The organism is Flavobacterium sp. JLP (genome assembly GCF_015350755.1).
Taxonomy (GTDB): domain Bacteria; phylum Bacteroidota; class Bacteroidia; order Flavobacteriales; family Flavobacteriaceae; genus Flavobacterium.
The window spans coordinates 307,013-330,142 of the sequence record NZ_JADKPS010000003.1 but is presented as its reverse complement, the minus strand read 5'-3'; the positions used below and the strand labels follow the sequence as shown (position 1 = coordinate 330,142).

20 protein-coding genes are annotated in these 23,130 nt (G+C 30.3%); all 20 read left to right on the top strand.

The window, feature by feature from the left end; genetic code table 11:
* Positions 1 to 61 precede the first annotated feature (61 nt).
* The 20 genes from IRZ83_RS10950 to IRZ83_RS19625 all read left to right on the top strand — a co-directional run bounded on the left by IRZ83_RS10950 (position 62) and on the right by IRZ83_RS19625 (position 23,124).
* Positions 62 to 526 carry a UpxY family transcription antiterminator gene (locus IRZ83_RS10950; protein ID WP_194568740.1) on the top strand — a complete coding sequence of 155 codons (465 nt, stop codon included), beginning with the start codon at positions 62 to 64 and terminating at the stop codon, positions 524 to 526.
* A 276-nt stretch (positions 527 to 802) separates the two neighbouring features.
* Positions 803 to 2,116: a nucleotide sugar dehydrogenase gene (locus IRZ83_RS10945; RefSeq protein ID WP_194568738.1), complete on the top strand. Its 1,314-nt coding sequence runs from the start codon at positions 803 to 805 to the stop codon at positions 2,114 to 2,116.
* A 32-nt stretch (positions 2,117 to 2,148) separates the two neighbouring features.
* On the top strand, positions 2,149 to 3,156 hold the full coding sequence (locus tag IRZ83_RS10940; RefSeq protein ID WP_194568729.1) for a mannose-1-phosphate guanylyltransferase: 1,008 nt from the start codon (positions 2,149 to 2,151) through the stop codon (positions 3,154 to 3,156).
* Positions 3,157 to 3,167: 11 nt separating this feature from the next.
* On the top strand, positions 3,168 to 4,214 hold the full coding sequence (gene rfbB, locus IRZ83_RS10935) for a dTDP-glucose 4,6-dehydratase (protein WP_194568727.1): 1,047 nt from the start codon (positions 3,168 to 3,170) through the stop codon (positions 4,212 to 4,214).
* Between the two features lie 50 nt (positions 4,215 to 4,264).
* A complete protein-coding gene (locus tag IRZ83_RS10930; protein ID WP_194568725.1) occupies positions 4,265 to 6,691 on the top strand; it encodes an SLBB domain-containing protein in 2,427 nt (808 codons plus the stop codon).
* Positions 6,692 to 6,699: 8 nt separating this feature from the next.
* Positions 6,700 to 7,764 (top strand): Wzz/FepE/Etk N-terminal domain-containing protein, encoded by a 1,065-nt coding sequence (locus tag IRZ83_RS10925; protein ID WP_194568723.1) that lies wholly within the window; start codon positions 6,700 to 6,702, stop codon positions 7,762 to 7,764.
* Between the two features lie 22 nt (positions 7,765 to 7,786).
* On the top strand, positions 7,787 to 8,815 hold the full coding sequence (locus IRZ83_RS10920) for a ferredoxin--NADP reductase (protein WP_194568721.1): 1,029 nt from the start codon (positions 7,787 to 7,789) through the stop codon (positions 8,813 to 8,815).
* Positions 8,816 to 8,844: 29 nt separating this feature from the next.
* The gene (gene rfbF, locus IRZ83_RS10915; RefSeq protein WP_029272077.1) at positions 8,845 to 9,621 is read left to right on the top strand and encodes a glucose-1-phosphate cytidylyltransferase; all 777 of its coding nucleotides are present in this window, start codon (positions 8,845 to 8,847) and stop codon (positions 9,619 to 9,621) included.
* Complete coding sequence (gene rfbG / locus IRZ83_RS10910) at positions 9,615 to 10,706, top strand: CDP-glucose 4,6-dehydratase (RefSeq protein ID WP_228520681.1); 1,092 nt, start codon at positions 9,615 to 9,617, stop codon at positions 10,704 to 10,706. Before rfbF ends, rfbG begins: the two co-directional genes overlap by 7 nt.
* A 3-nt stretch (positions 10,707 to 10,709) precedes the next feature.
* Positions 10,710 to 11,750, top strand: coding sequence for an NAD-dependent epimerase/dehydratase family protein (locus tag IRZ83_RS10905; RefSeq protein ID WP_194568717.1), 1,041 nt, complete (start codon positions 10,710 to 10,712; stop codon positions 11,748 to 11,750).
* Positions 11,751 to 11,768: 18 nt separating this feature from the next.
* Entirely contained in the window at positions 11,769 to 12,500 is a 732-nt protein-coding gene (locus IRZ83_RS10900; protein ID WP_194568715.1) for an HpcH/HpaI aldolase family protein, read from the top strand.
* Complete coding sequence (locus tag IRZ83_RS10895) at positions 12,500 to 14,287, top strand: thiamine pyrophosphate-binding protein (RefSeq protein ID WP_194568713.1); 1,788 nt, start codon at positions 12,500 to 12,502, stop codon at positions 14,285 to 14,287. Before IRZ83_RS10900 ends, IRZ83_RS10895 begins: the two co-directional genes overlap by 1 nt.
* 3 nt (positions 14,288 to 14,290) lie before the next feature.
* Complete coding sequence (locus tag IRZ83_RS10890; protein ID WP_029272082.1) at positions 14,291 to 15,166, top strand: acetaldehyde dehydrogenase (acetylating); 876 nt, start codon at positions 14,291 to 14,293, stop codon at positions 15,164 to 15,166.
* A 6-nt stretch (positions 15,167 to 15,172) separates the two neighbouring features.
* Positions 15,173 to 16,183, top strand: a complete 1,011-nt coding sequence (dmpG, locus tag IRZ83_RS10885) for a 4-hydroxy-2-oxovalerate aldolase (protein ID WP_194568711.1) — start codon at positions 15,173 to 15,175, stop codon at positions 16,181 to 16,183.
* The gene (locus IRZ83_RS10880) at positions 16,183 to 17,235 is read left to right on the top strand and encodes an NAD-dependent epimerase/dehydratase family protein (protein ID WP_194568709.1); all 1,053 of its coding nucleotides are present in this window, start codon (positions 16,183 to 16,185) and stop codon (positions 17,233 to 17,235) included. Before dmpG ends, IRZ83_RS10880 begins: the two co-directional genes overlap by 1 nt.
* A gap of 41 nt (positions 17,236 to 17,276) precedes the next feature.
* Positions 17,277 to 18,581, top strand: coding sequence for a lipopolysaccharide biosynthesis protein RfbH (gene rfbH, locus IRZ83_RS10875; RefSeq protein WP_194568708.1), 1,305 nt, complete (start codon positions 17,277 to 17,279; stop codon positions 18,579 to 18,581).
* Between the two features lie 120 nt (positions 18,582 to 18,701).
* Positions 18,702 to 19,829, top strand: a complete 1,128-nt coding sequence (locus IRZ83_RS10870; protein ID WP_194568707.1) for an acyltransferase family protein — start codon at positions 18,702 to 18,704, stop codon at positions 19,827 to 19,829.
* Positions 19,830 to 19,871: 42 nt separating this feature from the next.
* Complete coding sequence (locus IRZ83_RS10865; RefSeq protein WP_194568706.1) at positions 19,872 to 20,891, top strand: glycosyltransferase; 1,020 nt, start codon at positions 19,872 to 19,874, stop codon at positions 20,889 to 20,891.
* Between the two features lie 90 nt (positions 20,892 to 20,981).
* A complete protein-coding gene (locus tag IRZ83_RS10860) occupies positions 20,982 to 22,451 on the top strand; it encodes an oligosaccharide flippase family protein (protein WP_194568705.1) in 1,470 nt (489 codons plus the stop codon).
* 49 nt (positions 22,452 to 22,500) lie between these two features.
* Positions 22,501 to 23,124: an acyltransferase gene (locus IRZ83_RS19625; protein WP_194568703.1), complete on the top strand. Its 624-nt coding sequence runs from the start codon at positions 22,501 to 22,503 to the stop codon at positions 23,122 to 23,124.
* The last annotated feature ends 6 nt before the right edge of the window (positions 23,125 to 23,130 follow it).

The following is a 23,130-nucleotide window of genomic DNA, read 5'->3' as shown; positions in this document are numbered from 1 at the left end:
TATATAATATGAAATGAATAGGGAAGAAGTTTAGAAATTTATTTCAATAAAGAGAAAAATTATGACTTGGTATGTTGTGTATACAAAGCCTAAATGGGAGAAAAAAGTTGCGGAGAAGCTTACGCAAAATGGGATTGAGTGCTACTGTCCATTAATAACTCAAGTGAAACAATGGTCAGATAGAAAGAAAAAGATTGAAGTACCGCTTTTCAATTCTTATGTTTTTGTACAATTACCAGATTCAGAACGAAATTCAGTATTTACGGTTCCGGGTGTTGTTCGATATTTATTTTGGCTTGGAAAGCCAGCCATTGTAAGAGATGAGGAAATAAATGTTATCAAAACAAGTCTGAAGAGTTCAAATATTAGTGATATATCAGTAAGATCAATTCAGGTTGGCGATAGAATAAAATTGGATTCAGGAGCATTCAATAACCAAGATGCAATTGTTCAGGAAATTTCTAATACACAGTATATTTTAGTACTGGAATCTTTAGGGTGTGTGTTAAAAATAAAATATAAGTAAAATTTAACTTTAAATTTTTAACTTATTTTTAAATGAAAAAGAAGATAAAATCTCTCTGATTTGAGGTTTTATCTTCTTTTTTTTTAGCTATTCTACTTTTTATATGCTGATAGATAGTAGTTTGATTATTTTTTGTTTTTTTTAACCAGTAGATTTTTGATGTTTACGGGAAACCGTATTGAATAAATTGACTTAATATGTTATATTTGCCGCAAATGATTTTAGAATACCTGTGTCAATTTTTTGTGACTCAGGAGGGCGAAGCCGTGAATTGTAATGAGTGAATTGAATAAAAAAGACTACAAATTGAATCAAAATATTAAAATAGCTGTTATAGGTTTAGGTTATGTTGGTCTTCCTTTGGCTAGGCTATTTGGTACAAAATATTCTGTTGTAGGTTTTGATATAAATGAGTCAAGAGTTAAATCTTTAAAATCGGGAACAGATTCTACACTAGAAGTTGATGATGCAACCTTGCAGAAGGTACTAATTAATAGTCCAAATGATGAAAAAGGATTGTATTGTACCACTTCTTTAAATGATATAGCAGATTGTAACTATTTTATAATAACAGTTCCAACCCCTGTTGATAAAAATAATCGTCCAGATTTGACTCCTTTATATAAATCGAGCGAATCAGTCGGAAAAGTTTTAAAAAAGGGTGATATCGTAATTTATGAATCTACCGTCTATCCAGGAGTTACAGAAGAACAATGCGTGCCAGTTTTAGAAAAAATTTCAGGATTGAAATTTAATGAAGATTTTTATGCAGGATATTCTCCTGAAAGAATAAATCCAGGTGATAAAGAGCATACTGTTGAGAAGATTTTGAAAGTAACTTCAGGTTCAACTCCTGAAATTGGATTAAAAGTTGATAAATTATATAAATCCGTTATTACAGCGGGAACTCATTTAGCTCCTTCGATAAAAGTTGCAGAAGCGGCAAAGGTTATAGAGAATTCTCAAAGAGATATTAATATTGCTTTTGTAAATGAACTGGCTAAAATATTCAATTTAATGAATATTGATACTCAGGAGGTATTGGCGGCAGCATCTACAAAATGGAATTTTCTTCCGTTTAAACCAGGTCTAGTAGGGGGACATTGTATAGGAGTTGATCCCTATTATTTAGCACAAAGAGCACAAGAATTTGGCTACCATCCTGAAATAATTTTAGCAGGACGACGTTTAAATGACAGTATGGGTGAATACATTGCTTCTCAAGTCGTTAAGTTGATGATAAAAAAAGGTATTTCTGTTAATGGAGCCGAGCTATTAATGCTTGGAATTACTTTTAAAGAAAATTGCCCAGACGTTAGAAATACTAAAATTGTTGATGTAGTAAAAGCATTAACAGAATACGGAATCTCGGTAACCATATATGATCCGCTAGCTAATGCAAATGATGTAAAAAAAGAGTATAATTTAGTAACAATTAACTCTGTTCCGAATAATAAATTTGACGCAATTGTTCTAGGAGTTGCTCATGCAGAATTTTTAGAATTAAATTTTTCTGAGTTACAAAAAACAAATAGTTTAATATACGATGTGAAAGGAGTTTTAGGTACTATATCTGATAATAGATTATAAATAACTAAAAGTTCTTTTTTTATATAAAAAAGATGAGTATAAATAAGTCAATTACACATGTAATTTTAACAGGAGGCGTAGGAAGTAGATTATGGCCTCTTTCTCGTAAAAGTCAGCCAAAACAATATTTAGAGATATTTGAAGGAAAATCATTATTTGAAATGACAGTTGATCGAAATAGTCATTTGGCAAATAAAGTTATGGTAGTTGGAAACGTTGATAATCATCATTTAAGTGGAAAAGTGATGGATAAAACGCAGACCTCATATATTAATGTTGTCGAAGCAACACCTCGAAACACCGCAGCAGCTATTGCATTTGCAGCATTTGCTTCTGAATCCGAGGATGTTTTACTTGTAACTCCATCAGATCATATTATTGATATAATGGAAAATTATAATAATGCAATAAGTGAAGCGGTTTCAAAAGCGCAAGAAGGTTTTATTGTAACATTTGGAGTTATTCCAACTAAGCCTGAAACTGGTTATGGATATATTGAATATAAAGGAGATAAAGTAATATCATTTCGTGAGAAACCAAACGAAACCACAGCAAAAGAATTTATTGCTAAAGGTAATTTCTTATGGAATAGTGGTATGTTTTGCTTTAAAGCAGGTGTACTTTTAGAAGAGTTGAAACAATTTCAACCAGATGTTTATCAAAAGTCTAAAGCTGTTTGGGAAGCGAGTAAAGATGGTTTTTTAGATTTAAATCTATCTTTAGAAATTCCTTCAATTAGTATTGATTATGCTGTGATGGAACGCAGTAAAAAAATTAAAGTTGTTCCTGCATCATTTTCATGGTCAGATCTAGGGTCATTTGAATCCGTTTATGATTATTTAGTTTTTAACGGTCATTCTGTAGATCAAAATGGTAATATGGTTATCGGAAGTGATAAACATACTACTTTTTTAGGATTAAAAAATACTATTTTTGTATATACAGATTCAGCCAATTTGATTCTACAAAAAGAAAACTCACAGGATGTAAAAGATATTTACAGTGAGTTAGAAAGAATAAATTCAGAATTATTAAATTAATGAAATTCAAAATGAAAAGAATTCTTATCACAGGTGGTGCTGGTTTTATTGGATCACATGTAGTCAGACGTTTTGTAAATAAATATCCAGATTACCAAATTTTTAATTTAGATGCACTGACTTATGCAGGAAATCTTGAAAATATTAAAGATATTGAGAATCATCCAAATTATCATTTTGTAAAGGGAGATATAGTTGATGAAGCTTTTATTAATGAACTTTTTCTAACATATAATTTTGATGGTATACTTCACCTAGCTGCAGAATCTCATGTTGATCGTTCAATTGAAGATCCTTTAGCTTTTGTGAAAACAAATGTTATTGGTACTATGAATTTGCTTAATGCAGCAAAAAACCAATGGAAAGATAATTTTGAAGGAAAAAGATTTTACCATATCAGTACAGATGAAGTTTATGGTTCATTAGGAACAGAAGGGCTTTTTACAGAAACAACTCCTTATGATCCGAATTCTCCGTATTCAGCTTCTAAAGCAAGTTCTGATCATTTTGTAAGAGCTTATGGTGAAACTTACGGATTACCTTATGTGTTAACTAATTGTTCTAATAATTATGGTTCATACCATTTTCCTGAAAAATTAATTCCACTTTTTATAAATAATATTATTAATAATAAGCCACTTCCTGTTTATGGAGATGGTAATTATACTCGTGACTGGTTATTTGTTGAAGATCATGCTATTGCTATAGATTTAGTTTTTCACGAAGGTAAAAATCATGACACTTATAATATTGGTGGTTTCAATGAATGGAAAAATATTGATTTGGTTAAATTATTGTGCCAAATTATGGATCAAAAATTAGGAAGAGTTGAGGGAACTTCTGGAAAATTAATTACATATGTAAAGGACAGACCAGGACATGATTTGCGTTATGCAATAGATGCTTCAAAAATTAATAAAGAGCTTGGATGGAAACCTTCTGTCACTTTTGAAGAAGGATTAGAAAGAACTATAAATTGGTATTTAAATAATGAAGAATGGCTTCAAAATGTAACATCAGGTTTATATAAAGATTATTACCAAAAACAATATTCATAAATAAAACAATTTTAATTAAGCCTTATTTAAGGCTAAAGTTATAAATCAACATGAAAAAAATCACGTACGTTCTTACCCTATTTTTAATTTTATTGTTGTCTTGTAATGCATATGCGCAAGATATACTTAAATCTAAAGATTTAAGTAGTGTAAAAGTAGATTATTTATCAGATGATGACTTAGCTAAAATTAACGCACAATTAAAAAGCAATAATACTACTATAGAACAAGTTGAACCAATGGCACTTTCTAAGGGAATGAGTCAAGTAGAATTTGATAAATTACGAATCAAATTAAATGAATTTTCCAAAAAAAATGCTAAAGGGAATGATCAAACACCAAAAATCCAAGAAGATAAAAATGGATCAGGAAGAAAACAAGAAAAGATAATTAATGAAAAGGTAAAAGACTCAACAAACGCATTAATTTTCGGATCGGAATTATTTGACAATCCAACATTGAATTTTGAACCAGACTTGAAGCTGGCTACTCCAATGAATTACATTTTAGGTCCAGGTGATGAATTACAAGTTAGTGTTTATGGAGTTCAAGAATATAATGCAAGTATACCAGTTAGTGTTGAAGGCAAAATAACGATTGATTACGTAGGACAGATTTCTGTTTCAGGAATGTCCATAGAAGCGGCAACTCAAAAAATAAAGGCATCAATTGCAAGGGTATACAGTACAGTTAGCTCTGGGCAGTCTCAAGTAAGTGTAAGCTTAAGTCGAATCCGTACAATTAAAGTTACTATTGTAGGAGGTAAACAGCCGGGTAATTATTCAATTTCGTCTTTGGCAACAGTTTACAATGCCCTGCATTTAGCAGGCGGCCCCGGTAAAAATGGAAGTTATAGAAATATTGAATTAATCAGGAATAACAAAGTTTATAGAAATGTTGATATCTATAAGTTTTTAGTTAAAGGAGATCAATCAGATAATGTCAGCTTAAAAGATAATGATGTAATTAGGATTCCAGCATATAGTCAAAGAGTGACAGTTGAAGGAGAAGTGAAACGTCCTGGTATTTTTGAAATGAAAAACGGAGAAACATTTGCCGATTTATTGAATTTTGCATCAGGATTTAATGAATTTGCATATACTGCTTCTGTGAATGTAGTACAAAAAACAGGAAAAGAATTTAAAGTTCATGATATTAATGAAAGTGAATACAATTCTTACTTACCGCAATCGGGAGATGTTTTTAGAGTTACTAAAATTTTGAATCGATTCGAAAATCGAATTAAAATTGAAGGAGCGGTTTTTCGTCCAGATTATTATTCATACAGTGAAGGAATGCGAATTTCTGACCTTATTACAAGAGCTGAAGGACTTAAAGAAGACGCATATACAAAAAGAGCAAGGATAATTCGATTAAAAACAGATTTAACTACAGAAATAGTAAATATAGATTTAAGCGCAGCTTTATCAGGAGATTTAAATGCGGATATTGAATTAAAAAGAGAAGATATTATAACAGTCTATTCTATTTTAGATTTTAGAGAAGAATATAAGGTAACAATTGATGGAGAAGTTAAAAACCCTGGCGAATATGAGTATTTTGAGAATTTAACTTTAAATGATTTGGTAGTACAAGTTGGAGGGTTAACAGGCTCTGCATCCAAAAGAGTTGAAATTGCCAGAATGGTAAAATCAGATGTCATAGACGACGCAGATCCAAAACGTATTGAGTTAATAGAACTTGAAATTACGGCAGATAATAACGAACAAATTAAAAACTTTGTTTTAAAGCCTTTCGATGTAATTAATATTCGTAAAATGGCAGTTTATGAGAAACCTCAAATGGTTATAGTAAGCGGTGCTGTAGGTTATCCAGGTAAATATGTTTTAGCAAACAAAAAAGAAACTGTTTATAATGTGGTTATGAGAGCTGGAGGTCTAACATCAATTGCTAATTTAGACGGAATGAAGATTAAAAGGCCTATTAAGCAGGATCAAATTGAAAAATTACAGAGCATTGATTTGAACCTTTCAAAAAATGATACGCTAAAAGATAAATTAACCAAAAAGTTAACTGAAGATTTAAAGTATGCTACTATTCCAGTTAACTGGGAAAAAATTGTAAAAGATAAGAATCACTATTCGAATGTTACATTATTTCCCGGCGATGAAATTGAAGTTGCAGTTTATAATGAAGGTGTGAAAGTTACAGGAAATGTTTTATTAACTTCTGAAATACCATATAGAAGTGGAAAAGGTTTTAAATACTATATAAATGCTGTTGGAGGTGTTGATAATAGAGGATGGAAAAGAAAAGCTTATATAATTTACCCCAATGGTAAAGCTTCAGTAACAGGATCATTTTTATTTTTTAGGTCTTATCCTAAAGTTACTCCAGATTCGCAGATAGTAGTTCCTGAAAAACCAGAAACTAAAAAAATGACTACTGGAGAATGGGTTGGTATTGGAAGTGTTCTAACGAGCTTGGCATTGTTAATTGTTACTGCTTTTAAATAAATATTTTAATGGATAAACCTATTGAAAACGATGAAATTTCGTTAAAAGAATTAATGCTAAAATTAAAAGAATGGTATTTTTATTTATTGTCACAGTGGAAAATCATTATTGTAGCATTTATAATTGGAGCAATACTTGGAGTAGCATATTCTTTTGTAAAAAAACCAATTTATAGTGCAACATTATCATTTGCTTTAGAAGATGAAAAAGGAGGTGGTATAGGTGGAGCTTTAGGTTTAGCAAGTTCATTTGGTCTAGATTTAGGAGGAAGTGGCGGAGGTATATTTACGGGCTCTAATTTAACTGAATTATTCAAGTCTAGAGCAATGGTTGAAAAAACATTACTTTCTCCTGTTAATATAGATGGAAAACAAGTTTCTTTGGCAGAAATGTATATTCAGGACTATGAATGGAGAAAAAAATGGGATAACAATCCAAAATTATCATCTATTCAATTTTTGCCAAATGCTAATCGAAAATTATTTACACGTACACAAGATAGTATTTTGGGTATCATGTATTTTGATTTGTCACGAGATAAATTATTTGTAGGTCAAAAAGATAAAAAGGTATCTATTTTTAATATTGAAATATCTGATATAAATGAACAATTTGCAAAATATTTTTGCGAAGCTTTGGCTAAACAGGTATCAGATTTTTACATTGATACAAAAAGTAAAAAAGCTAGAACTAATATGGCTATTTTAGAACGTCAGGTTGATTCTATACGAGGCGAGCTTAATGGATCAATTACTGGTGTAGCCGTTGCTAATGACAATACTTTTAACTTGAATCCAGCAATGAATGTTCGTCGTACACCTTCAGCTAGAAGACAGGTTGACGTTCAGGCTAATACAGCTATTTTGACGGAGTTAGTAAAGCAATCTGAATTAGCTAAAGTAACTTTAAGAAAAGAAACACCTTTAATTCAAATTATAGATAGACCTATATTGCCATTAGCCAAGGAACGTTTTGGAAAGACAAAAGGAATTTTGTTGGGTGGTTTTTTAGCAGGATTTTTAGCGTTGTTTTATTTGATTTTTAAGAGAATAATAACACTTTTTTTTCAGTAAACTACTTTTTTGAAATTCAATAATGAAAAACTATACTTTAAAGGTTCAAGATATACGAAAAGAAACTGTTGATACTGTAACTGTTTGTTTTAAACAGCCAGGACTAAAAAAAATTAAATATTTAGCTGGACAATATTTAACGCTTCAATTTAGAATTGATGGGAGAAGATATATTAGGCCTTATTCTTTCTCTTCAACCCCAATAATCGATTCCACACTCAACGTCACAATAAAAAGAGTACCAGATGGTATTGTTTCAAATTATATCAATGATTATGTAAAAGTTAATGATGTAATTGAGGTTCAGGAGCCACTCGGTGATTTTATTTTTGAAGTAAATGAATCAATATATTCTGTTGTATTTTGGGGAGTTGGAAGCGGTATTACACCTCTTTTTTCAATGATAAAAGAGTTGCTCAAAGTTCATCCTGAAATAAATATTTATTTGGTTTACGGTAATAAATCCAAAACATCAGTAATTTTTTATGAAGAATTAGAAAAACTTAAATCAATTTATTCAGAACGTTTTAAGATCTACTATTTCTATTCTAAAGAAGAATTTTTTGATAACGAATCACATAATTTTCATGGAAGGATAAATTCTGATTTTGTCAGTGATCTGATAAAAAAAATTGAACAACCTACAAGACATTATGTATGTGGCCCTATAGGTCTAAAAAACACAATTAGAGATTCTTTACTCTATCTGACAGGAAATTTGGACAACTTTTTTTCTGAAGATTTTGAAATTGTTAAAAATCCTGAAGATTTTAAAGATATAAATAATCAGGAAATTGTGTTGTCTTTTCAAGGGAGTAAAAATAAAATTACAATAAACAAAGGGAACTCAATATTAGAGGAAGCATTGGAAATAGGTATTGAATTGCCATACTCATGTCAAACAGGAAATTGCAGTACATGTAAAGCAACTCTTAAATCAGGGGAATTAAAAATGATCGGATTAAGCAAGCCTAGAACAGACTTAAATGAAAATGAATATTTATTATGCTGTAGTTACCCCATGACAAATAATGTTTGTGTTGAGTTATAAATAAAAATAATCATAGATAAAATATAATAATGAAAGTAGTAATTTTTGCAGGTGGTTTTGGAACACGTCTTATGGAAGAAACCGAAGCCAGACCAAAGCCGATGGTAGAGATTGGTGGAAAACCTATCTTGTGGCATATATTAAAAATGTATGAGCAACATGGTTACAATGAGTTTGTTATCTGTTTAGGATATAAAGCGACTTTTATTAAAGAATATTTTTATAATTATTATTTGCATAATTCTGATGTAACAATTGAATTAGCCAATAATAATATTAATGTCCATTATTCAGAGACTGAATCCTTCAAAGTTACGTTAATAGATACAGGTTTACATACAAATACTGCAGGAAGGTTGAAACGTATCCAGAAATACGTAAAAGATGAAACTTTTATGCTTACTTATGGTGATGGTGTTGCAGATGTAAATTTATCTGAATTGCTTAAATTTCATAAATCGCATGGCAGATTAGCAACTTTAACTAGTGTACAGGTCCCAGGGCGTTTTGGAAATTTAGAAATAGGAAACGAAGGTGAGGTTGATAGTTTTATCGAAAAACCGGCTGGTGATGGAATGTGGATTAATGGAGGTTTTTTTGTTTTAGAACCAGGGATTTTTAAATATCTTGAAAATGATGTTGAGGATATTCAATGGGAAAAGGAGCCTTTGGGAGCTATTGCTAAGGATCAACAATTAGCAGCATATAAACACAACGGATTTTGGAAATGTATGGATGCTTTAAGAGATAGAGTAGAATTAGAAGCAATGTGGAATTCTGGAAATGCAAAATGGAAAACATGGTAGTTTCATTATTTGAAAAATTAAAAACATCTTATGATGGGAAAAAAGTCTTTTTAACTGGTCATACCGGTTTTAAAGGTTCTTGGATGTTAAAAACTTTATCTCTATTAGGAGCAGAAGTAAAAGGGTATGCTTTAGAGCCGCAAACTAAGGATGATTTATTCCTTCTTATTGATGGACAGAAAATATGTGATTCTGTAATTGCAGATTTAAGAGATAAAAAACGCCTAGAGAAAGAGGTTTTAGATTTTCAGCCTGATTTTATTTTTCATCTTGCAGCACAGCCACTAGTTCGTTTGTCTTATGATATTCCAGCAGAAACTTTTGAAGTAAATGTTATTGGTACTGCTAATGTTTTAGATGCTGTTCGCTTATTAGAAAAAAAATGTGATGTAGTATTAATTACTACTGATAAAGTATACCATAATAATGAGTGGATTTATCCATACCGTGAAAATGATAGATTAGGAGGATATGATCCGTACAGTGCAAGTAAGGCATGTTCTGAACTTCTTATAGATTCATACAGAAATTCATTTTTTAATAGTAATACATATAATAATCACAAAAAATCAATTGCTGTTGGAAGAGCTGGAAATGTTATTGGAGGAGGAGATTGGTCAAAAGATCGTTTGATTCCTGACATAGCAAAAGCTTTTGCATCTGATAAGGCAGTAGTAATAAGAAATCCTAAATCAGTTAGGCCTTGGCAACATGTTTTAGAGCCTATTATTGGTTATTTATTATTAGGTTCTCTTTTGGCAGAAAATCCGCTTGAATTTAATCAGCCTTATAATTTTGGACCCCATATATCAGATGCATTGCCAGTTGAAGAAATGCTAAATCTAGCAATTCAAAGTTGGGGAAAAGGAGAATATAAAGTTGAGTTTGATGAAAACCAGCCTCATGAGGCGGGATTGCTAAAATTAGATATTAGTAAAGCAATTACTGAGTTGAATTGGGAGCCAAAATTAGATGCAGAAAAAGCAGTTAGCATGACGATCGATTGGTATAAAGCTTTTTTTGAAGATATTAGAAGCATTTCGAGTTTCACATCTGAACAAATCAATTATTTTTTAAATAAATAATAAATGCTGAATTATTTTGAAGATGATTTAAATTTAGTATTTGAAAATACTAAAAATCTTTGGTTAGAAAATAAAAATAAAACAATATTCCTTACAGGAGGTACCGGTTTTTTTGGAATCTGGCTATTAATGAGTTTTATTTTTATTAATAGGAAATTAAAATTAAATTCAAATATAATAGTTCTTACACGTGATAAAAATAAATTTCTAGATAAAAATAAGTGGATTGAGGATTATAATGAAATTAGTTTTTTAGAAGGTGATGTTCTTAATTTTGATTTTATAGAAAACCATATTGATTATATAATTCATGCAGCTACTGAGGCTAGTGTAAAGTTGAATGATGAGGAACCACTAGTTATGTTCGAAACGGTTGTAAACGGAACTAAAAGAGTTTTAGAATTTGCAGAGTTAAAAAATGTAAAATCATTTTTACTTACTAGTAGTGGAGCAGTATATGGAAGACAACCTTCAGATATTGAGAATATTTCAGAAAATTTCATAGGAGCCCCTATCACATCAGATGCAATGTCTATGTATGGCGAAGGGAAAAGAATGGCAGAACTCTTATGTGCAGCTCATTATAAATTATTTAATTTACCAGTTAAAATTGCAAGATGTTATGCTTTTATGGGGCCATTCTTAGAATTAAATTCTCATTTTGCAGCCGGTAATTTTATTAAAAATTTATTAGATAATGATGATATAGTTATCGAAGGAGATGGAACACCCTACCGGTCTTATATGTATTCTGCTGATTTGGCAGTATGGTTGTGGACAATATTATTTGGCGGAGAAAATAATAGTCCTTATAATGTTGGATCAAATAAAGGTATCACGATATCTGATCTTGCAAATCTTATCTCAAAACAAGACAATGCAAATCATATAAAAGTGATTACTAAAACACCAAGGTCTAATAAACCTCCACTAAGATATGTTCCTAATACTGATAAGGCTATAAAAAATTTAAATTTAGGGATTTATACAAACTTAGAAACTTGTATAAAAAAAACAATTGCATACAACAAACTTATTCGCTAATCAAATTATTTTTAAATTATGAATTATAATGAAAATAGTGAATCACATGGTATTTGGCGAATAATTCCGTCAATGACTTTAACCGATATTATTGCTCAGAGTAAATACGATTTTCAAATATTGGATTGTGAACATGGCGCTTATGATTTTCATACTTTGGAACAAGATATTAGAATTTGCCATTTGAATAAATCATTGGCATATGTGAGGGTAAGTGGATTGGATAAAGTTGAAGTTCAACGTTGCTTGGATTTAGGTGCTGATGGAATTGTTTTTCCTCAATTAAATAATTATGAGGATTTTAATTTGGCAACTAAAATGACCCAATATGCACCTAAGGGGATACGTGGATTCAACCCATTTGTTTCAGCAGGTAAGTATGGATACGAGAATATTTCTGAAAAAAAGATTAAGTGTATTGCAATTATAGAAACATTAAATGCGATCACGGAACTAGATCGAATCCTTAGTATTTTAGAATTAGATATTTTATATATAGGTGTTTACGATTTATCTGCACAATTGGATTGTATTGGCATTATGGATTCTCCTAAGTTATTGATGTTGATGGATGAAATTATTGAAAAATGTAGAAAAGCATCAAAACAAGTCGGACTAATGGTCAACAGTATTGAAGATCAAAAAAAATATAAGAATAAGGGAGTAAATGTATTTGTTCATAGTGTTGATAGTTATGTGCTTAAAACCACATTTAAAAATACATTAAATAATTTTAAAGGCGACAATTAATGGGTAGATTAATTAAAGTATCAGATTTAATAGTTAATTTTTTTGAAGAGAAAAGAGTAGAGCATGTTTTTTTACTATCGGGAGGGATGATGATGCATTTACTGGATTCAGTTAGTAAATCAAAAAAAATAAAATATGTTTGTAACCATCATGAACAAGCATGTTCTATATCTGCTGAAGCATACGCCAGGGTAAAAAACACTATAGGAGTATGTTATGCTACCAGCGGACCAGGGGCAACTAATACCGTAACTGGGATAGCAGGAGCTTGGTTAGATTCATCTCCAGTTATGTTTTTAACAGGACAGAGTCGAGCTTCACTTACATCAAGAGAAAGTGGAATTGATAACTTAAGAATGTTAGGCAATTTTGAAGTAGATATTTCTGAAATTACCAAACCTATTACTAAATATTCTTTCTTTTTGAACAATCCAAAAGAAGTTTTATTTCACTTAGAAAAAGCCTATTTTTTGGCTACAAATGGCCGTCCTGGACCTGTGTTGCTAGATATTCCTCTGGATGTTCAAGGAGCAATGGTTGATGAAGATGAATTATTACATTTTATTTCTCCTGAAGAAATGAAATATAACTTCGATCTAGATACTTTAAAAAATGATTTAAAAAATGCTAAACAACCGTTAATTATAGCGGGACATGGTATTAGAGCAGCTAATCAGGTTGAACAATTTAGAGCTCTAATTAGTCATTTACAAATACCTGTAGTTACCACTCAATTAGCTAATGATTTATTACCCTATATAGACAATTTATATGTCGGAAAAGTTGGTCTAAGAGGAGACAGAGCTGGAAATTTTGCTGTTCAAACTTCAGATCTAATAATTACTATAGGAACAAGCCTTCATATTACAACTACAGGATATGAATTAGAATCATTTGCGCCTAATGCAAAAAAAATTGTTGTAGATATTGATGATGCTGTTCTAGAAAAGAACAAAGGTATCAGCAATCTTCAAATTAAATCAGATGTATCTACTTTTATAAGTAAATTATACAATGAAGTGGAAACTTTGAAAGTTAATTTATGGTTAGAGAAGTTAACAAAATGGAAAAAGGAATTTCTAATAATTAATGAACCTCATGTTCGCTTAGATGATCAAATTAATACATATCATTTTATAGACTTGTTAAGTAATAATTTGAATGATGATGATATTGTAATTGCAGATTCTGGTTCTTTATATTATATAACGGGACAAGCTTTATTAAGTAAAATAGATCAAAGAATAATATTATCTGGAGCATTAGGAGCAATGGGATATGCTTTACCAGCATCTATTGGAGCTGCATTTGCTGCGCCAGCTAAAAACATTATTTGTTTGGTTGGTGATGGATCAATGCAGTTAAATGTTCAGGAATTACAAACAATTTCACACTACAACTTAAATTGCAAAATTATCATTATAAATAATAATGGTTATGCTTCAATAAGAAATAGTCAAGCTTCGTTTTTGGATGGTCATATTGCTGCAGCAAGTCAAGATACGGGAGTAACATTCCCCAATTGGGAAAAATTATCTGATGCTTACAATTTAGAATATATACGTAAAGATAAGTATAGTGAATTAGAAAAGCTATTTACTGATCTTAATAATAAAAAAGGACCGGTAATTGTAGAAATAATTGTTCCTGAAAATGTGACTATGATTCCTGCAGTGACGTCAGTGAAATTACCAAATGGTAGTTTTAAATCAAATATGTTACATGAAATGGTTCCTGAACTTAGTGAAGAGAAACTATTAGAGTTGGGAATATCAATTAATATTTAAAAAATGAAAAAATTAAGAGTAGCAATATTAGGGAGTGGAAATATAGGTACTGATTTATTAATAAAAATCCAGCGTTCTGAGTTTTTAGAATGTGTATTATTTATAGGTAGAAATCTGTCTTCACCAGGTATGGCTAAAGCTATTGCTATGGGGGTTAAGGTTTCTGATGAAAGTATAAATGCGATAGTAAAAAATTCAGATTTAGTTGATTTGGTTTTTGATGCAACATCTGCTAAAGATGCTAAAATTCATTGGGATATTTTAGATAAATTAGGTAAAATCGTTGTTGATATGACTCCTGCTAAATTAGGAGTATTTTGTATTCCTGCAGTAAATTTAGATGAAGTTATAGAACATAGAAATGTAAACATGATTACTTGTGGTGGTCAGGCTTCAATTCCTATTGCTCACGTGATAGGGAAGACTCAGAAGAATGTAGAATATATTGAAGTAGTTTCGAGTATTGCTTCAAGAAGCGCCGGGCCAGCAACTAGATTGAATTTAGATGAATATGTTGATACTACTGAAAATGGTATAAAACATTTTTCTAATGTTCCTAGAACAAAAGCAATTTTAAATTTGAATCCTGCTGATCCTTGTATCGATATGCAAACTACTATCTTTGCTCAGGTTGAGAATCCAAATATGGAATATTTGCAAAAAGAAATTGATATAATGATAAAAAAAATACAGGATTACGTACCAGGGTATAGCTTGTTAGTTCCACCTGTTTTTGAAAACGGAAGAATAGTAATTATGGTGAAGGCACAAGGATTAGGAGATTATTTGCCTAAATATGCTGGTAATTTAGATATTATCAATTGTGCAGCGATTGCTGTTGCTGAACAATATTCTAAAAGTTTTAATAATATCAAATAAATTTTCATGATTAAACAAATATTAATTAGCGATCCTACATTACGAGATGGAAATCATGCCTGCGCTCATCAGTTAAGTGCTGAACAAATTGCAATTTATTCTGAAGCTGCTGATAAAGCAGGAGTTCCTATTGTAGAAGTAGGTCATGGGAATGGATTAGGGGCATCTTCGTTACAAGTAGGATTAAGTAAAGAAGATGATAAAACCATTTTAGAGACGGCTAGAAAACATCTTAATAAAAGTAAATTAGGAATACATGTTATTCCAGGGTTTGCTACTATAAAACGAGATTTAATAAATGCTATAGATATTGGAGTTGATGTAATAAGGGTAGCTTCTCACTGTACTGAAGCTGATATTACACAACGTCATCTTGGTTATGTTAGAGAAAGAGGGAAAGAAGCATATGGCGTTTTAATGATGAGCCATATGGCTTCAGCATCTGTTTTGGTAGAGGAAGCACAGAAAATGGAGTTATATGGAGCAGAAGGAATTATTGTTATGGATTCAGCGGGAGCTTATTTGCCATCTGATGTCCAAGAAAAGATTTCAGCATTAGTTAATGGACTAAAAGTTCCAGTAGGTTTTCATGCACATAACAATCTCGGAATGGCTATCGCAAATTCTATCACAGCTATTGAGTCGGGAGCAAAAATTCTTGATGGAACTGCGAGAGGTTTTGGTGCTGGTGCTGGAAATGCACAATTAGAAGTTTTGGTTGCTGTTTTAGAAAAAATGGGATATGTAACCGGAATAGATTTATACAAAATTCTTGATGCATCTGATATAGCCGAGAAAAAAATCATGAGCACTGTTCCTACTATTAAATCAGATAGTATTGTTAGTGGTTTATCAGGAGTTTTTTCGGGTTTTGCAAAACATGTTACCAGAATTTCAAATGAATATGAAGTGGATCCAAGAGATGTCTATCGTGAGTTAGGTAAAAGAAAAATTGTTGGAGGTCAAGAAGATATTATTATTGAGGTAGTGATGGATTTAATTAGAAATCGAAAATAATGAGTTTAGCTAAAAATAAAATTGTATTTGAGGACTGTAAAACTTCATGTGTAGAAATTGAAAGTTTTTCAATTTTGGATAATCAATCAATACTAATCACTGGCGGAACAGGGTTTATTGGTAAGTGGATAGCGGAAATGGTGTCTTATATAAATTCTGCCAGCAATGTAAACATTAAATTATATTTGTTAGGTAGAGATATAGTTAAGTTTAAAGAAGACGTTCCTCATTTGGCAGAAAAAAGCTTTATAAATTTTATAGAGCAGGATGTAAGGTATTTGCATGATTTACCTAGTGATATAAATTATATTATTCATGCTGCAGGTTCTCCAGATAATAGAGAACATGTTTCTGATCCTTTAAAAACAATTGAAACATTTTATAAGGGCACTCAATCTTTATTGGATGCTGCTTCTAGAATTCAGGATTTAAAAAAAATAGTACACTTAAGTTCACACCAAGTTTATGGTAAAAATGAAACAGAACAATTAATAAGCGAAAATTCTTTTGGTTCTTTTGAAGCACTTAATATTGCTAATTGTTATGCTGAGTCTAAGAGAATAAGTGAAACTTTATGTTCTTACTACAAAAATAATTTAAGGCTGCCTATAGTAATTTTGAGACCATTTGCCTTTATAGGCCCATATCAAGACATAGAAAAACCGTGGGCAATTAATAGCTTTATTAGAGATGCAATTTTAGGTGGACCAATCAGAATTGTAGGAAATGGATTGACTGAAAGAAGTTATTTATATGCAAGTGATATGGCATATTGCATTTTAAAATCATTAATTGATGGTAAAATTGGCGAAATATATAATTTAGGCAGCAGTACTTCAATATCTTTAAATGAATTGGCTATAAAAATTCAAAATCAATCAGGATCCAAAATGGAAATTTTATCTAGATCATCTAAGGATTATTTAAGCGTTTCCAAACTGGTACCTAATACTGATAAAATTAAAAAAGAATTACATTTTAAAGAAATATTTACAATTGATGAAGCAATTAATAGAACAATTTTGTGGAATCAGTTAAAAAAAAATAATTAGAACTAAAAGTTAAAAATAAAAAGATTTAATCAATCATTGATATGTTACAAAATTTAAAAGAAGATTCTCTATTAAATAGCTTAAGAGAAATAGCAAAAAAGAAATCAACTCAAGTAATTGTTGCAGGACAAAACTACATTCCAGTTACAGGAAAAGTATTAGATGAGGAGGATATTTTAATGGGAGTTGATGCAGCTCTTGATGGTTGGTTAACAGCAGGACGCTTTGCAAATAAGTTTGAGGCAGATTTTGCTGCGTATTTTGGCGCGCACAGATCTCTTTTAGTAAATTCAGGATCTTCTGCTAACCTTGTAGCATTTTATGCCTTAACTTCTCCAAAATTAGGAGAAAGAGCAATAAAGCCTGGAGACGAAGTTATTACCGTAGCCGCAGGTTTCCCAACAACAATAAATCCAATTATTCAGTTTGGAGCTATTCCAGTATTTATTGATGTTGATATCGCAACACACAATGTGAAAGCAGATATGATTGAAGCAGCAGTTAGTCCTAAAACAAAGGCAATTATGATTGCGCATTCATTGGGTAATCCTTTTGATTTAGATGAAGTAATGCGTGTAGCTAAAAAATATAATCTTTGGGTGGTAGAGGATGATTGTGATTCTTTAGGTGCGACTTATAATGGAAAAAAAACGGGTACTTTTGGTGATATCTCTACTTTTTCTTTTTATCCTGCACACCATATAACAATGGGAGAAGGTGGTGCAGTATTAATTAATAACCCAATTTTATCAAAATTAGCTGAAAGTTTCCGTGATTGGGGTCGTGATTGTTATTGTGAACCAGGAAAAGATGATACATGTGGATGTCGTTTTGGACAACAATTAGGCACATTGCCATATGGATATGATCATAAGTATACATATTCTCATATCGGATTTAACTTGAAAGTCACTGATATGCAGGCTGCATTTGGAGTTTCACAAATTAAAAAAATAGATCAATTTGTACAACGCCGTAAGGAAAATTATGCTGCTTTGTATGAGCGTATGAAAGAATTTGAAGAGGTTTTTATATTGCCTGAGCCAACACCAAATTCAGAACCATCATGGTTTGGATTTTTATTAACTCTTCGTGAAGGTGATGCAAATGACCGCCATATGTTAGTACAGCATTTAGAAAAAAATAAAATTGGCACACGTTTATTATTTGGAGGCAATTTGTTAAGACAGCCTGCATATGCAAATATCGATCATCGTGTAGTAGGATCTTTAGAAAATACTGATACTATAATGAATCAATCGTTTTGGTTAGGTGTATGGCCTGGGTTAAACGAATCTCATTATGATTATATAGCAAATGTTATTCGAGATTATTTAAATGAATAAACTTAAAGCAAGAGTCTTTAGTTGTGAATTTAAAGTAAATATTAATAAAAATATTTTATTAATATTTACTTAGATACTATCATGAACTTTTTTAATATGCACGCCTAGTGCAACCCCACAATGATAAAAAAAATACACTTTGCAAATTTAAATACCTTACGTTTTATAGCGGCTTTTTTAGTAGTTATAGCACATACAGAGCAAATTAAAATGGCTAAAGGGTTGCCAAACATTTATGATATACCATTTATAGAAATAATGGGAAGCTTAAGTGTAGATTTGTTCTTTGTATTAAGTGGCTTCTTAATTACATCACTTCTGTTTATAGAGAAAGAAACTCCTTCTGGCATATCAATAAAAAAATTTATTATTAGAAGGTTGTTACGCATTTGGCCTCTTTATTTTATAATAATGATTTTAGGTTTTTTTATTATGCCTCAATTTCAAGATTTAAAAATTGGTTCTCCATTTGTTAATGTACATGATCATTTTGCCTCTAATATAATATTGTATGTATTATTTCTTCCACATATACAATCTATTATAATTGGTCCAATTTTATATTGTGTACAAGCATGGTCAATTGGGATAGAAGAACAATTTTATATATTTTGGCCTTTTGTAGTAAAGAAATTTAACCAAAGAAAAATAGTAGTATTTATTATTGCTTTTACAGTTGCATATTTGCTTATATGTGTTTTTCTCTCATTTGCAACTCATAATCAAACCCTAATCAATAAGTTTTCCTATAATACATTATTTAATACAAATATAATTTTTAGACATAGACTTAAATTTGATTGTTTATTGATAGGTGCACTATTTGCTATTGTTCATACTAAAATTAATGATGAGAGTTTTATTTTAAATAAATATTTTCAAATATTTATTTATTTATTAGAAGTTGTAATACTTATTTCTGGTAATGATTTTCATGGTTTTTTCTGGGAGATTCATGCAGTTTTGTATGGTTTTATTATTTTAAATCTCGTAAGGACTAAAACAAGTATATTTAATATTGATTACCCTATTTTCGACTATCTAGGAAAAATTTCATATGGTGTATATATGTACCATGTTTTGATTATAAATCTTGTATTAACTTTTCTATATAAGGTTGATTTACTGATAATAGCATATCCAATAATATTCATATTAGTAATTTTAATTTCTGGTCTTTCTTATAGATTTATTGAAGGATACTTTTTAACTAAGAAAAAAGATTTTTCAGTAATATCAACAGGTTAGACAAAGAAAAAAGATTAATAATTTTGAAGCCTAAATAAAATTATGGAATTAATTCCAATTATAAGTATTTGTATTCCAACTTACAATCGATGTGAAAAGGTCTACAAGTTGGTAAATGATATTTTACTTTATGAAGGAGAAGATATAGAAGTAGTTGTGCTAGACAACTGTTCTACAGATAACACAAAAAGCTTATTAAATAAAATTACAGACAAACGATTTTCTTTTTTTCAAAATCAAGAAAATATTGGAGGAATTCTTAATCCTTTAAAAGCTATTAGTTTAGGCTCAGGAAAATTTGCTGTGCTTTGTCTTGATAAAGATTATTTAGATTTTCGCAGTATAAAAAAAATAATAGAGAATGTCACAATAGATTCTGAAATAGTTTTTGGACGTTGTGATTTGAATATTCAAAATGAAAACTTGTTGGGCTCAAGTATTATCTACAAAAAGGGGTATGATTCTATTATAAATATGGCTTATTTATCAAGCCATCCTTCAGGGATGTTCTACAAAACGGCAGAATATAGGAATTTAGAACTTGTCAAAAATATATTTGCTGAACAAAAACCTTTTTCCTTTTATCCTGATTTAATTAATGCAGAAATGGCGATGATTGGAAAATCTCAGCTCCTAAAATTACCCTCATTTTTTACAGAAAGCAAAGATGAAGCCAGCAAAAGCCCTTCGTTTACTTATGATGTAAACAATGTTTATTTTTCTCCTGCTAAACGAATATTAGAATTTGATGCATATATTGAAAGCGTTGAAAAATTAAGAATATCATCATATGAGTTAGCCAAAATAATTTTTACAATATATGGACGAGGACTAATGTTTTCTACATTCATTTATAAAATTATGCTTGATGATGATGATGTTTGCATACATAACAAGATTGCAAAACGAAAAGTTACGCTTTTTGAACTTTGGAAATTAAATTTGCAGTTCTCAATGCATTTCTTTAAAAAGAAAATCAAATTAAATTTTTTACAAAAAGGAGTAATCATTTTGTTTTGGAATGTGAAATTTTTTGTAAAATCAATTTTTACATTAATATAAAGAATAGTTTATTATTGACTTTGTGTGTCAAAATAAGTAAAGCAAAAAATATTAGGATTCTATTTTTATAGAATTAATAGTTAATAATAAATGGAAGAAAATAAGGAATCGTATAAACAGATATTTAAATCCACTTCTATTGTTGGAGGTGCACAAATTATAAATATAATTATTGGTATTATAAGAAACAAAATAATAGCAATATTATTAGGGCCTGCAGGTGTAGGAGTAGCAGGTATTTTTCAAACAATTGTCGAATTAGTTAGAAATGGTACAGGATTAGGAATAAATTTTAGCGGTGTAAAAAATGTTGCAGAAAACAATACTGATTCACAACGTGTAGCCAGAACCATATTAGTACTAAGACGCTGGGAATTTGGTACAGGTTTAGTAGGTATGTTGGTTGTAATTGTTTTGTGTAATTTTTTTAGCAATTACTCTTTTGGTAATGATGGATATACATATAGTATAGCATTTATGTCAGTAACATTGCTGATAAGTGCTGTTTCAGCAGGTCAGCTTGCAATCCTACAAGGGCTAAGACGAATAAAAGAAATGGCTAAAGCGACTCTATTGGGGTCTATTTTAGGAACCCTAATTTCTTTGCCTATTTTTTGGTGGTTTGGGATAGCAGGAATTGTTCCTTCAATGATTTTAACTGCACTTGGCTCGCTTACGGTGTCATGGTATTATGCAAGAAAAGTAATTACAGAAAAAGTTCAATTGTCATTATCAGAGACTTTTTCTGAAGGTTTAGGAATGGCGAAATTAGGGTTTTTCATTGTTGTAAATGGTTTCGTTGCTACAATTTCATTATATGTTATTAGAGTTTTAATTAGAACTCATTTAGGGATGGATTCTGTTGGCTATTTTCAAGCTGTGTGGATCATTTCTACTATGTACATAAATATATTACTAAATTCTATGTTGGCAGACTACTTTCCTCGACTAAGTGCTATTAAAGACAATAAAGAAGCGAGTAATAAGTTGATAAATCAACAATTAGAGATGACACTGTTAGTTGGTACACCAATGCTTATGGGAATGATAGCGTTTGCAACATTAGCAATAAACATATTATACACTAATTCATTTCATTCAGCAGTATCAGTTTTAAAATGGCAAATGATGGCTTCATTTTTTACATTTATAAGCTATACTGTTGGGGTTCTTTATCTTTCGTTGAATAAAGGTTGGTATGCTATTATTATCGAAACTCTAAGGCAGATTATTTATATAAGTTTTGTTTTTTTTGGTTGGGAATATTTTGGTTTTAATGTTCTGGGAATAGGTTTTCTCATTGCTAATTTTGTATGTCTAGTTTTTGGCGTTTACTCTGCAAAACAGCTCAATTCATTTAAATTTTCTATTATAAATGTAAAATACATTTTAATTTTAGGCAGTTTTGTAGGACTAACATTGTTCTGTTCTTTATACCTTGAGGGTTTTATTCAATATATATTGAATGGAGTTCTTTTGATATTAGCTTCTGCTTTTTGTTTATATAATTTGAATAAGATGCTTGATATTAAAAATTGGTTTAAGGCACGATATAAATAATACGTTCAATAGTAATTATTAAGATTTAAAAAATAACGAATTTGTAAATATGTTATCAAAAGCATTAAGTTTTTTTAGAAAATATAGATTAAAAAGTAATTTAAAAAAATTAAGTAATCACTTAGAAATAGGGAATTCGCATTTTTTTGAAATGTTCTCCATTAATCTAAGTAATCCTATTAAAGATAAAAAATATATTAAAATTGGGGATGATACTATTTTAGATTGTTTAATATCCTTTGAATCTTCTGTGGGCGAGGTTATTATTGGAAACAATGTCTTTATTGGACGAAGTAACTTAATATGTCGCAGTAAAATTGAAATTGAAGATAATGTTTTTATGGCATGGGGAACGTTCGTATATGATCATAATTCACATTCTCTAGATTATAAAGAACGCCAAAATGACATTCTACAACAATTATCTGATTATAGAGAAGGTAAATTTTTTACTGAAAATAAAAACTGGGATGTGGTTGATTCTAAGCCAATTAAAATTTGTTCAAATGCTTGGATTGGAATGAACTGTATAATATTAAAAGGTGTCACAATTGGTGAAGGTGCAATTGTTGGTGCAGGAAGTGTAGTTACAAAAGATGTTTCTGCCTGGACAGTTGTTGGAGGAAATCCAGCAGTAGTTATTAAAAAACTTGAAGGCGAGCTAAAGAAATAAATATCA

What these genes read in the sequence shown, in the direction of transcription:
- IRZ83_RS10950 (WP_194568740.1), top strand. Translation starts at nt 62, where the DNA reads ATGACTTGGTATGTTGTGTATACAAAGCCTAAATGGGAGAAAAAAGTT.
- IRZ83_RS10945 (WP_194568738.1), top strand. Translation starts at nt 803, where the DNA reads ATGAGTGAATTGAATAAAAAAGACTACAAATTGAATCAAAATATTAAA.
- IRZ83_RS10940 (WP_194568729.1), top strand. Translation starts at nt 2,149, where the DNA reads ATGAGTATAAATAAGTCAATTACACATGTAATTTTAACAGGAGGCGTA.
- rfbB (WP_194568727.1), top strand. Translation starts at nt 3,168, where the DNA reads ATGAAAAGAATTCTTATCACAGGTGGTGCTGGTTTTATTGGATCACAT.
- IRZ83_RS10930 (WP_194568725.1), top strand. Translation starts at nt 4,265, where the DNA reads ATGAAAAAAATCACGTACGTTCTTACCCTATTTTTAATTTTATTGTTG.
- IRZ83_RS10925 (WP_194568723.1), top strand. Translation starts at nt 6,700, where the DNA reads ATGGATAAACCTATTGAAAACGATGAAATTTCGTTAAAAGAATTAATG.
- IRZ83_RS10920 (WP_194568721.1), top strand. Translation starts at nt 7,787, where the DNA reads ATGAAAAACTATACTTTAAAGGTTCAAGATATACGAAAAGAAACTGTT.
- rfbF (WP_029272077.1), top strand. Translation starts at nt 8,845, where the DNA reads ATGAAAGTAGTAATTTTTGCAGGTGGTTTTGGAACACGTCTTATGGAA.
- rfbG (WP_228520681.1), top strand. Translation starts at nt 9,615, where the DNA reads ATGGTAGTTTCATTATTTGAAAAATTAAAAACATCTTATGATGGGAAA.
- IRZ83_RS10905 (WP_194568717.1), top strand. Translation starts at nt 10,710, where the DNA reads ATGCTGAATTATTTTGAAGATGATTTAAATTTAGTATTTGAAAATACT.
- IRZ83_RS10900 (WP_194568715.1), top strand. Translation starts at nt 11,769, where the DNA reads ATGAATTATAATGAAAATAGTGAATCACATGGTATTTGGCGAATAATT.
- IRZ83_RS10895 (WP_194568713.1), top strand. Translation starts at nt 12,500, where the DNA reads ATGGGTAGATTAATTAAAGTATCAGATTTAATAGTTAATTTTTTTGAA.
- IRZ83_RS10890 (WP_029272082.1), top strand. Translation starts at nt 14,291, where the DNA reads ATGAAAAAATTAAGAGTAGCAATATTAGGGAGTGGAAATATAGGTACT.
- dmpG (WP_194568711.1), top strand. Translation starts at nt 15,173, where the DNA reads ATGATTAAACAAATATTAATTAGCGATCCTACATTACGAGATGGAAAT.
- IRZ83_RS10880 (WP_194568709.1), top strand. Translation starts at nt 16,183, where the DNA reads ATGAGTTTAGCTAAAAATAAAATTGTATTTGAGGACTGTAAAACTTCA.
- rfbH (WP_194568708.1), top strand. Translation starts at nt 17,277, where the DNA reads ATGTTACAAAATTTAAAAGAAGATTCTCTATTAAATAGCTTAAGAGAA.
- IRZ83_RS10870 (WP_194568707.1), top strand. Translation starts at nt 18,702, where the DNA reads ATGATAAAAAAAATACACTTTGCAAATTTAAATACCTTACGTTTTATA.
- IRZ83_RS10865 (WP_194568706.1), top strand. Translation starts at nt 19,872, where the DNA reads ATGGAATTAATTCCAATTATAAGTATTTGTATTCCAACTTACAATCGA.
- IRZ83_RS10860 (WP_194568705.1), top strand. Translation starts at nt 20,982, where the DNA reads ATGGAAGAAAATAAGGAATCGTATAAACAGATATTTAAATCCACTTCT.
- IRZ83_RS19625 (WP_194568703.1), top strand. Translation starts at nt 22,501, where the DNA reads ATGTTATCAAAAGCATTAAGTTTTTTTAGAAAATATAGATTAAAAAGT.